This window comes from Betaproteobacteria bacterium (assembly GCA_009377585.1).
Lineage (GTDB): Bacteria > Pseudomonadota > Gammaproteobacteria > Burkholderiales > WYBJ01 > WYBJ01.
In genome coordinates, this window is the sequence record WHTS01000067.1 from 21056 (window position 1) to 31730 (window position 10675).

Below are 10675 nucleotides of genomic sequence, written 5' to 3' on the forward strand. Positions count from 1 at the left end.
ATCACCCCATGGACACGACGACAACTTCGCGCCCTGCCGTACTGGACCTGATCGGCAACACGCCGCTCGTGCGCGTGACGCGCTTCGACACCGGGCCTTGCACGCTGCTGCTGAAGCTGGAATCGCAAAACCCCGGAGGGTCGATCAAGGACCGCATCGGCGTCTCGATGATTGAGACTGCCGAGCGCGACGGCCACCTGCAACCCGGCGCGACCGTGATCGAGGCGACCGCCGGCAACACCGGCCTGGGGCTGGCGCTGGTGGCGCGCGCCAAGGGCTACAAGGTCGTGCTCGCCGTCCCCGACAAGATGGCGACGGAGAAGGTACTGCACCTGAAGGCGCTGGGCGCGGTGGTGCACATCACGCGCTCCGACGTCGGCAAGGGCCACCCCGAGTACTACCAAGACCTGGCCGCGCGCCTGCACCGCGAGACGCCGGGATCGTTCTTCGCCGACCAGTTCAACAACCCGGCCAACCCGCTGGCGCACGAAACCGGCACCGCCCCCGAGTTGTGGGCGCAAAGCGGGCACGACCTGGATGCCATCGTGTGCGGCGTTGGCTCGGGCGGCACGCTCACCGGCTTGAGCGCGTACTTCCGCAAGGTGCAGCCGCAGCTGGAGTTCGTGCTCGCCGATCCCGTGGGGTCGATCCTGGCCGACTACGTGAAGACCGGCCGCATCGGCGAGGCCGGGTCATGGGCGGTCGAAGGCATCGGCGAGGATTTCGTCCCCGCCATCGCCGATCTCTCGGGTATTGCGGCCGCGTACTCGATCAGTGACGACGAGAGCTTCTCGACGGCGCGCGAACTGCTCAAGCGCGAAGGCCTGCTGGGCGGGTCATCGACCGGCACGCTGCTCGCTGCCGCCTTGCGCTACTGCCGCGAGCAGACTCGACCGAAGCGTGTCGCGACTTTCGTCGTCGACACCGGCACGCGGTATCTCTCCAAGGTCTACAACGACCAGTGGCTGATCGACCAGGGGCTGCTCGAACGCCCGCGGCACGGCGACCTGCGCGACCTGATCTCGCGCCGCTTCGAGGAAGGCGGCGTCGTCAGCGTCGGCCCCGGCGATACGCTGCTCACCGCGTTCCAGCGCATGCGTCTCGCGGACGTGTCGCAGCTGCCCGTGCTCGACGGCGGCGCGCTCGTCGGCGTCGTCGACGAATCGGATCTGCTGATCAAGGTGCACGACGACGCGGCACACTTCCGCACGCCGGTGCGCGACGCGATGAACGCGGCGCCGCAGACGTTGGCGCCGGCGGCGACTCTGGCCGAGCTGCAGGCGGTGCTGGACAAGGGGCTGGTCGCGATCATCGCCGACGTCCAGGGTTTCCATGGCCTGATCACGCGCTTCGACCTGTTAAACCACCTGCGACGGAAATTGACATGAGCGACGAGAAGAAGGCCCTGGCCTTCGGCACACGCGTCATCCACGCCGGCCAGTCACCCGACCCGACGACGGGCGCGATCATGCCGCCGATCTACGCCACCTCCACCTACGTCCAGTCGAGTCCCGGCGTGCACAAGGGGCTGGACTATGGCCGCTCGCACAACCCTACGCGCTGGGCCTACGAGCGCGTAGTCGCCGACCTCGAAGGCGGTGCGCAGGCATTCGCCTTCGCATCCGGGCTGGCGGCGACCGCGACCGTGCTCGAGCTGCTGGCCGCCGGGTCGCACGTCGTGAGCGGCGACGACGTTTACGGCGGCACGTTCCGCCTGTTCGACAAGGTGCGGCGGCAAAGCGCCGGCCTGTCGTTCAGCTACTTGGATCTGACCGATCCACAGAGGCTGATCGACGCGATCACGCTGCAGACGAAGCTGGTCTGGGTGGAGACACCGACCAACCCGCTGCTCAAGCTGGCCGACTTGGAGGCGATTGCCGAGATCGCGCATGCGCGCGGCATCCTGGCCGCGGCCGACAACACGTTCGCCAGCCCGTACAACCAGCGGCCGCTGGAATTGGGATTCGATATCGTCGTCCACTCGGCGACCAAGTACCTGAACGGGCATTCCGACGTGATCGGCGGCATCGCCATCGTCGGTGGTGGCGACCACCTGAAGCCGATGCGCGAACGGCTGGGCTTCCTGCAGAACGCGGTGGGCGCGATCGCCGGGCCGTTCGACAGTTTCCTCGCGCTGCGCGGCGTCAAGACGCTGGCGCTGCGCATCGAACGCCACAACGCGAATGCGCTCGCGCTCGCGCAATGGTTGGAAACGCAGCCGCGGGTCGAGCGTGTGCACTACCCGGGGTTGGCATCGCACCCGCAGCACGCGCTGGCCAAGCGTCAGATGGCGGGCTTCGGCGGCATGATTTCACTCACGCTCGCGACCGATCTGGCCGGCGCTCGCCGTTTCCTCGAGTCGGTGAAGATCTTCTCGCTGGCCGAAAGCCTGGGCGGCGTCGAGAGTCTGATCGAACACCCGGCGATCATGACCCACGCGACGATCCCACCCGATACGCGCGCCGCGCTGGGCATTGACGACAGCCTGGTGCGCTTGTCGGTCGGCGTCGAGGACGTGGAGGACCTGCGCGCCGACCTGGCGCAGGCATTGGCGGCGATCTGAGACAGGCCTGTGCTGGCCTCGCGCACGGTGTTCGTGGCCGCCGATCGCAAGGAGTCGTTGCGGCTCGCCGTAGCCGGCCTCCGCCGCAACGGCGCGAAGCTGGCCGGCATGAACCCTGTGTCGGCGATCGCCTCGGTCGAGGAAACCATCACCGCGCTCGACATTCATACCGGCGGTCGTCACCGGACGCTTACATTGAAACCATGAGTCACGAACACGTGCTTCGCGGTACGTCGTGGATCTCGCGGCGCTGGTGCAGCAAGCTGGTTAACCGCCCGCAGACGAAAGGCCGGAAGATCCTCCTCGGGCCCTTATACTCGATCGATAAGGCGGAGAAGAAGTGCTACGTGTCGCTCGTACGCGTGGATCCGGGAGGCCGTGAGCTCCGGATCCGGCCTACCGCGAACGTTACTGCAAGTCCAGATCCTGGATCAGACGCCCCAGCGTGCGCTCTGTAATGCGTATGCCGAGCGAATACTTCATATTCTACCGCACAACGTTGTTGCATGTAATTGTTTTGACGTAATATTATAGTCACTCCCACTCAATGATCAACGGTTCATGTAAGCCGTTGTCTCATATAGCACTTTGCCATGACACTAGCAATTTTACCGTCAGATTTACCGTCAATCTCAATGGCATGTCCGAAAACTGCATTCACCATCTATCGACATCTATCGACATCTATCGACATCTATCGAGGACGATCGGCCCTCCTGCATGGGCGACCTTTCGAGATGTATCGAGATCTATCGCGTCCCGCAAGGCACCTTGATAGCATCGACGAGCCCTCCCGTCGTTCGCAATGACGCCCGACATGCAGGTGGCATCAAACGACTTAACGTATTGTCGCTCAATATCTTTCGTCGAATATTTTTACCGTCATGCAGGATTTCTGATGTTGTGCTGCGCTGGGATACCTCTCACCGGTCAACTTCGAAAGAAGATATTTCGCACAGCACCCGCTACACTGAGACTGCCAATCCTCCACGAAATCGGGTAAGTCCAGAAGTGGGATGCCAAATCGCCCGTTCAGAGTTTCAGAGTGAGCGTAAGCGCTGTCACGCTCTCGCGCATGCAGGGCCGTTCAATATGGGCTCGGCGAGCTTGCGCTTGAGCAGATGGCCATCGCGCGGGTCTCCTAGAAAGCTCGTGCCTTCCACGACTGCTTTCCCGCGCAGCAGCGTCATCTGGGGCCACGCTGCGACCTCGTAGCCCTCCCATGGGCTGTAGTCCGCTTCGTGCAGGTCTTCCTTTCGTAGCCGCCGTCGCAGCGCCGGATCGAGAATGACGATATCGGCATCCGAGCCAGGCGCAATCACCCCTTTGCGCGGATAGAAACCGAAGATCCGCGCAGCGTTGGCTGCGACGAGATCGACGAACAGCGGGATCGGCCAGCCCCGATTTACCACCGTCTCGGTATACATCACGGACAGCCGCGGCTCGACGCCGACATTACCGCCGACCGTGTTGTCGATGCGCTCGCCCGAGGTCTTGATCGCGAGCGGCGTGCAGATTCCGTCGGTCGCGATGCAACTGATCGTGCCGCTGTGCATGCCGTCCCACAGCGCCTTGTGGTCGCGCTTCATCTTGAGCGAGGGATACGTGTGGTAGATCTGGCCGTTCGGACGTAGATAGTCCTCGCTCGTGAACAGCGCGTATTGATGCAGGGTCTCTCCGTAGATCGGAAATCCGCGGGCCCGCGATTCAGCGATAGCGTCGACGCCGGTGCGCGCGCTGGTGTGCATGAGATAAACCGCCGCACGATCCACGTTCTCAGCCAGCCGGATGATGCGTCGATACGAGATATCTTCCGACAGGCTCGAGTGCACTTCTGCCATGTGCTGGAACGCGACCCGGTCCTCCCGAAACATCTTTTCGTACATGTGCATCACGAGATCGTTGTCTTCCGCGTGGATGCAGGCGATTCCTTCGTGCTTTCCCAGCACCTGCAACACTTCCCAAATATCGCCCAAATCGAGCTTCCAGTTGCTGCGCTCGGGGCGCACCTCCGTCATAAACATCTTTATGCTGGGAAAACCCGCCTGTATGACTTCGGGTATCTGATCGAAGATCTCCAGCGGCATCTTGCCGCTGAGCAGCACGTGAAAGCCGTAATCGCAATAACACTGTCCACGCCAGCAGTCCTCTTCGCGCTTCTCCAGCGTCTGCTGCAGCGTCTCACCGCGGTCCCAGACCGCAAAATCGAGCATGGTCGTAGTACCACCGAAAAGGGCCGCGCGGCTCACGTGCACGGGCGGAGCGCTGGTCGTTCCCATCGGCTGCGGAAACTTGCAGTGGATATGCGGGTCGATGCCGCCCGGAATCACGATCCTGCCGCGCGCGTCGATGACGCGGCCGGCATCGCGATCGGCGAATGTTCCGGCGGCGGCCACCGCAGCGATCCTCTCCCCCTCGATGGCCACGTCCCAGGCGCCCAAGCCGTGCAGCGTTGCGACGCAGTCGCCGCGTATCAGCGTATCGATCATCGTCTTGCAGGCTACTGGAGCTTCACGAGGTCGGCGCGTACAGCTTTGAGCGGAGCCGGATCAATCCACTCGTGTGCCTCGGGCACCGACTTGATGCGCCCGAGGCCGTGCAGAAACCGCGCCAGGTGATTCATGTCGGCCGCCATCTGCTCGTCGAGCTGCAGTGTATAGCGATTCACGCTCATCACATCGGCCATATCGGCGGGCTCAAGATTGAACTCCTTTGCCAGCATCGCGACAGCCTCCTTCCGGTTCTTCTCGATGAACTCGTCTGCCCGGGCCACCGCGGTCAGTACCGCGCGTATGGCGGCGCTGTTTTCCTTGACGTAGGTGTCCGACGCGAAGAGCACGGAGTGATCGCCGTAGACCCGCTTTGCGACCGGCTTTCCGTCGAGGAACGAGTGCGTAGCGCTCACCAGCACCTTTCCGTTACCGGCCTTGCGCGCGCGTGTGCTGTGCGGCTCCCACAGGCTCACCGCGTCCACCGCGCCGCGTACAAAGCCCTGCAGCATTTCTGTCGGCCCCATGTTGATGATCTCGAACTTCGAAGCATCGAGTCCATAGCTCTTCAGGATCGAGTTGAAAAAGGCATCCGAGGCCGTGCCGCGCAGGAGCCCGATCTTCTTCCCGTAGAGCTCCTGTAGGCTTTTCACGCTCTGCTTCACGACAAGTTGCTGTGCGCCGGAGATGTCCGAGACCCGGGCAACGACCTTCACCGGGTAGGGGCGCGCCCGCAGATGCGTTGTAGGCGTCAACCCGGAGCTTCCCAGGTGGATGCTGCCGCCCACGAATGCGGCAATCGTATCGCCTCCGGTCGGAAAATACTTGAGCTCGACATCGACTTTAGCATCCCGGAAATAACCCTTCTCCTGCGCGATGATCAGCGGCGCACCGAGATTGGGATCCTTGCCCGTGCCAATGACAACCTTGGTTTGTGCGAACGTCGGTGTCTCCCAGCCGGAGATGGCCACGAGCAGGATCGCCGCACTGAGACCACGCGCATAGAAGGAAAATCGTCTACGGGGATTCATGGGCTTCTCCTTATTGACCGACGTACTTCCACTTTAGCAGATGGCGCTCCGCTTCCAGCAGCGCTTTGTTCAACAGAAAACCAAGGACACCGATACACGCCATGCCAAGAAAGATCTGATCGGTCTGGAAGTTGTAACGGCCATCGTTGATTAGATAACCCAGTCCCGCGTCGGAGGCGATCAGCTCCGCGGCGACGAGCACGATGAACGCCATGCCCATACCGAGGCGCGCGCCCACCACGATGAACGGGTAAGCGGAGCGAAGCATCACGTCGCGAAAAATCTGCAACCGCGAAGCGCCAAGAGCCTGCGCCGCGCGTATGTGCGTGCGATCCACTTCGTGGAAACCCGCGATGGTGTTGATCAGGATAGGAAAGAACGCGCCGTAGGCGATGATCAGCACCTTCGAGAGCTCGTCGATGCCGAACCAGAGTATCGCGAGCGGGATCATCGCGATGGGCGGGATCGGACGCAGCAGCTCGACGACAGGCTCGATCAGCCCCCTAGCCAAGGACGAGCTGCCCATGACGATGCCGATCGGCACAGCGATCACGACTGCGATGCAGAATCCTTCGACAACGCGCAGCAGGCTGATGCCGACGTGCTTCGCTAGCGATCCGTCGGCCGTTGTGCGCACGAGCGTCCCCAACACTTCCGATGGTGGCGGGAGCAGCACCTTTTCCACCCATCCAAGCGCGGTGAGCAGCCACCACAAGCAGAGCAGCCCCGCAATCGAGATGACGGCGAGCAGGTTGCGCTTCATCTTCGTGAGAGCGATGCCACCGAAAACATCGCGACGGTGCTGCATCGATGACGCGCTCGCCATATCTCAGTCTCCGGAAGGGCTGGGCTGTCCATCGGACAGAACTTCTCTCAAGACGGCGTCGATCGCGCGATAGAGCGCGAAAAACGCATCCGACGCGCGGTCGCGTGGCCGCGCCAGCGGATTTTCAAGCACCTGTTGAATACGGCCGGGCGCTGTCGCCATCACCACGACGCGATCGGCGAGATACACCGCCTCGCCCAGGCTATGCGTTACGAAGACACACGTACGGCGCTCCTTTTCCCAGATGTTCACGAGCTCGTCCTGCAACGTCTCGCGCGTGAGTGCATCGAGCGCCCCGAAAGGCTCATCCATGAGCAGGATCGCCGGGTCGTTGGCGAGTGCGCGCGCGATCGCGACGCGCTGCCGCATCCCGCCGGAGAGCTGGTTGGGGTAGCTCTGCGCGAACCCGGTAAGCTGCACGAGCTCGAGATAGCGCTGCGATAAAGCAGCCAGAGCATCGCCGCGCACGCCTCGCGACCGCGGGCCGTACTGGATGTTCTGCTCCACAGTGAACCACGGGAACAATGCGTATTCCTGGAACACGACGCCCCGGTCCCGACCGGGACCGGAAACCGCCTTGCCCTGCACGATCAGCTCACCTTCCGAGGGAAAGACGAAGCCGGCGATGGCGTTGAGCAGCGTCGTCTTGCCGCAGCCCGAAGGTCCGAGCAGGCACACAAACTCACCGTCATGGACATCGAGCGCGACGTTCTCAAGGGCGACGAAAGCGTCGTACCGTATGGACAGATCGCGCATGCGGATCTTGACGTCACCTGTTCGTGGCTCATGCATCAGGTCTGTGTCCTCCCCGTGACCTCCACCCAGCCGCACGCGTCACAACATAACACGCGGCGCGCGCACTGCATAACCGCGACACGCCGTGTCTACAGCAGGGAGAGCGCGCGAAATCGACCACAATCATGGTAGCGCGATTGCTGCAATCGCTGAGCGTTTCTATGACCGTCTGCGCACGCTTGGGCGGCAGCACACGGCGAGGTTGCGGCATAGCTTTTGCTCCAGATGCGGCATGCCTTCGGCGCTCAGTCTAGCGTGGCCCAGCAGATACTCGACGTCGATACGCTGCGTTGGTCACTGCACGCGTATGCCTGCTTCCCTGATTACCTTTGCCCACTTCGCTGTCTCGGCCTTCAGGTATGCGCTGAACGCCTGCGGAGTACCCGCCATGATCTCGGCGCCATCGTGCGTCAGGCGTTCTTTCAGTTCAGGCGATTTGAGGACGCCGACAATTTCCTTGTTGAGCTGCTGCACGATGCTCGTCGACGTGCCTGCGGGCACCAACATGCCAAACCATGACGCAAAGTCATAACCCTCGAGACCGCCCTCCGCGATGGTGGGAATATTCCGCGCCGCGGCCGAGCGCGTCGAACTGGTGAGGCCCAGCGCCCGCAGCCTGCCCGACTGGGCATGCGGCAGCACAGCGACCAGATTCGCAAAGGTGAGCTGCACCTGCCCAGCTATCACGTCGGTAACAGCCGGACCGCCGCCCTTGTACGACACGTTGTTCATCTTGACGCCGGCAAGCAGGTTGAAAAGCTCGGCTGCAAGATGAAACGGGCTTCCGTTTCCCGCCGAGGCGTAGTTGAGCTCTCCGGGGCGCGCTCTTGCGAGCGCGATCAGCTCTTTGACGTTCTTCGCCGGCAATGATGGATGCACCACCAGCAGATGTGGTACGGCCGCGATGAGGGTGACCGGCTCGAGATCGCGTATCGGGTCGTAGCCCAGTGACTTGTACAGGCTCGGACTTGTCGCTAGCGTGATCGTCGCGAGAAGCAGCGTGTATCCGTCCGGCGCGGACTGTGCCGCGAGCTGCGCACCGATGTTCCCTGATGCCCCGGGCCGATTCTCGATGATGACCTGCTGTCCCAGAGCTGCGGTGAGCTTCTGACCTATTGCGCGCGCGAGAATGTCCGTGCCGCCGCCGGGCGGCCATGGAACGATGACCCGTATGGGCTTGCTGGGGTACGGCTGCGACGACGCGCCCACCGCTGCGCATGCGAGCACGATCGCAATGACTGTCCGAACGATACTCATGTTGCCTCCTTTACCCTTTTCATCGAAACCAGTGCTACAGCTTGAAGATCCGCTTCGCGTTCCCGGAAAAATACTCAGGCAGCACATCCGCCTCGAATCCCAGGTTCCTGTTGTCGGCGATCGTCTGCACGAGCGGCCTCAGAGGGTACGCCGAGCCATATACGATCTGCTCCTTCAACGTGCCGTTTGCCGCCTCTACGTATGCCCTCCCGCCCGGCGCAAAGATATACATGTCGGGCGAGACGTACACATTGGTGTGCTTGAACGCGACGCCCAGCACCTCCTGTATGTACGGATATCCGCCGTGCCCGAGGAGGACTTTCAGGTCGGGATAACGGGTGGCGACGCGGTCAACGTAGAGCGGATTCGAAACTTCGATGTCCGGCCCGGCGTAAGGGCCGCTCATCAGGTTGACCGGCACGTCGAGCTCGATGCATTTCTCGTAGATCGGGTACATGCGCGGATCGTCGGGACTGGATTGCAGCGCCCTGCCCGGCTCGACGAATATGCCCTTCAACCCGAGCTCGCGCACGCAGCGCGCGGTCTCCTTCACGGCGTCGTGCGCGGTGTTGGACGGATCGATGCCGCCCAGCCCGATGATGCGGTTCGGGTATCGGTCCTGGAGCTCGGCGATGCGCTCGTTCCGTATGAACGCCGCGTTGAATTTCTTGCCCATGAAAACTTCGGGGCTGTTGCGCCCCTGGACCACGGCCACATCGATTCCGGCTGCCGCCATCTCCTCGAAATAGAGATCCATCGATCCTTCGCAGAAGGCGCGCGAAACTTCCTCGGCTCCGGTGCGGCGGCCGTGCCACGTGATCCTAGGTATGTCGAAGTACTGCAGGAACTCCTCGAGCGGTGGCCGGCAGCGCACGTCGATGATCATAAGAATTGCCTCCTGGGTAGGTCCCTGTATTTGCCGCGCGAGCGCGCATGTTTAGCGACGGTGTGGAGCAGGGTCACGATGCCTCATTCCATGCCGAGCGCGCGCGCCGCGTTCCTGTACAGGACCTTGTCCCTGAGCTCGGGCGAGAGGTCCCACTGCAGGAACCCTTCGAGGCTTTCCTTCAGCGGTCGGCTCGGATAAGCCGTGCCGTAGAGCAGCCGATCACCGAGAAACAGGTGCGCGGCTTTGATGTACTCGTGGGCGCCCGGGGTGTTGACGCTGTTCATGTAGAGGTCCGGCGAGACGTAGACGTTGTCCTTGATGAACGCCACTTCCATCATCGGCATGATGTTCGGCCATGCCGCGTGCGAAACAATGATCTTCAGGCGTGGAAAGTCCTTAGCTACCTTGTAAACAGACGTTGGTGAGCCGAACGAGAGATCGTGCCCCACCATGGCCGAGAGATATCCACTGAGAGTGATCGAGATTGGGATCCGCAACTCCTGGCAGCCGGCAACGCCGGCTGCTCGCGGCAGCATCCCTGTACCTTCCGGACACGGCTGCAAGTCACGCACTCCAATCCCCGCGAAAAGACGTATTATGATCATTGGTGCATAATGTGCACGATGATGTCAATATGTGCCTGATGATTTCGGTTTTACGCTATGGAACCCGCGGTAGTCAATTGTGCATACTATGTACAGGCATATTCATATAGATTATGAGTATTCCAAGCAGCGCCAGCCATAGTGGCAAGACTCCGTCAGGCACGCAAAGCGTGGAGCGCGCCTTCGCAGTTCTAACGGCGGTCGCGACCGCGCATAGCAG

Annotated in this window: 10 protein-coding genes; 3 read left to right on the plus strand and 7 right to left on the minus strand. The window is 62.1% G+C overall.

Going from position 1 to position 10675, the window contains the following annotated elements:
* The first annotated feature begins 8 nt into the window (after nt 1-8).
* Genes GEV05_19420 through GEV05_19430 form a run of 3 tightly spaced genes read left to right on the plus strand, consistent with a single transcriptional unit; the run spans nt 9 to nt 2770 of the window.
* Complete coding sequence (locus tag GEV05_19420) at nt 9-1388, plus strand: pyridoxal-phosphate dependent enzyme (GenBank protein ID MPZ45515.1); 1380 nt, start codon at nt 9-11, stop codon at nt 1386-1388.
* Nucleotides 1385-2563 carry a cystathionine beta-lyase gene (locus GEV05_19425; GenBank protein ID MPZ45516.1) on the plus strand — a complete coding sequence of 393 codons (1179 nt, stop codon included), beginning with the start codon at nt 1385-1387 and terminating at the stop codon, nt 2561-2563. The genes GEV05_19420 and GEV05_19425 overlap by 4 nt, the downstream gene beginning before the upstream one ends.
* 9 nt (nt 2564-2572) lie before the next feature.
* On the plus strand, nt 2573-2770 hold the full coding sequence (locus tag GEV05_19430) for a hypothetical protein (protein MPZ45517.1): 198 nt from the start codon (nt 2573-2575) through the stop codon (nt 2768-2770).
* Between the two features lie 854 nt (nt 2771-3624).
* Here the strand turns inward: GEV05_19430 and GEV05_19435 are convergent.
* The 7 genes from GEV05_19435 to GEV05_19465 all read right to left on the minus strand — a co-directional run bounded on the left by GEV05_19435 (nt 3625) and on the right by GEV05_19465 (nt 10455).
* Nucleotides 3625-5052, minus strand: coding sequence for an amidohydrolase family protein (locus tag GEV05_19435; GenBank protein ID MPZ45518.1), 1428 nt, complete (start codon nt 5050-5052; stop codon nt 3625-3627).
* An 11-nt stretch (nt 5053-5063) separates the two neighbouring features.
* A complete protein-coding gene (locus tag GEV05_19440) occupies nt 5064-6083 on the minus strand; it encodes a hypothetical protein (GenBank protein MPZ45519.1) in 1020 nt (339 codons plus the stop codon).
* A 10-nt stretch (nt 6084-6093) separates the two neighbouring features.
* A complete protein-coding gene (locus GEV05_19445) occupies nt 6094-6909 on the minus strand; it encodes an ABC transporter permease subunit (GenBank protein MPZ45520.1) in 816 nt (271 codons plus the stop codon).
* 3 nt (nt 6910-6912) lie between these two features.
* On the minus strand, nt 6913-7701 hold the full coding sequence (locus GEV05_19450; protein ID MPZ45521.1) for an ATP-binding cassette domain-containing protein: 789 nt from the start codon (nt 7699-7701) through the stop codon (nt 6913-6915).
* A gap of 297 nt (nt 7702-7998) precedes the next feature.
* Nucleotides 7999-8961, minus strand: a complete 963-nt coding sequence (locus tag GEV05_19455; protein ID MPZ45522.1) for a tripartite tricarboxylate transporter substrate binding protein — start codon at nt 8959-8961, stop codon at nt 7999-8001.
* Nucleotides 8962-8995: 34 nt separating this feature from the next.
* A complete protein-coding gene (locus GEV05_19460) occupies nt 8996-9853 on the minus strand; it encodes an amidohydrolase family protein (protein MPZ45523.1) in 858 nt (285 codons plus the stop codon).
* 77 nt (nt 9854-9930) lie between these two features.
* The gene (locus GEV05_19465) at nt 9931-10455 is read right to left on the minus strand and encodes an amidohydrolase family protein (GenBank protein MPZ45524.1); all 525 of its coding nucleotides are present in this window, start codon (nt 10453-10455) and stop codon (nt 9931-9933) included.
* Nucleotides 10456-10675 lie beyond the last annotated feature (220 nt).

Excerpts from the sequence above, each read along its gene's own strand:
- GEV05_19420 (MPZ45515.1), top strand. The coding sequence starts at position 9 with ATGGACACGACGACAACTTCGCGCCCTGCCGTACTGGACCTGATCGGC.
- GEV05_19425 (MPZ45516.1), top strand. The coding sequence starts at position 1,385 with ATGAGCGACGAGAAGAAGGCCCTGGCCTTCGGCACACGCGTCATCCAC.
- GEV05_19435 (MPZ45518.1), bottom strand. The coding sequence starts at position 5,052 with ATGATCGATACGCTGATACGCGGCGACTGCGTCGCAACGCTGCACGGC.
- GEV05_19440 (MPZ45519.1), bottom strand. The coding sequence starts at position 6,083 with ATGAATCCCCGTAGACGATTTTCCTTCTATGCGCGTGGTCTCAGTGCG.
- GEV05_19445 (MPZ45520.1), bottom strand. The coding sequence starts at position 6,909 with ATGGCGAGCGCGTCATCGATGCAGCACCGTCGCGATGTTTTCGGTGGC.
- GEV05_19450 (MPZ45521.1), bottom strand. The coding sequence starts at position 7,701 with ATGCATGAGCCACGAACAGGTGACGTCAAGATCCGCATGCGCGATCTG.
- GEV05_19455 (MPZ45522.1), bottom strand. The coding sequence starts at position 8,961 with ATGAGTATCGTTCGGACAGTCATTGCGATCGTGCTCGCATGCGCAGCG.
- GEV05_19465 (MPZ45524.1), bottom strand. The coding sequence starts at position 10,455 with ATGATCATAATACGTCTTTTCGCGGGGATTGGAGTGCGTGACTTGCAG.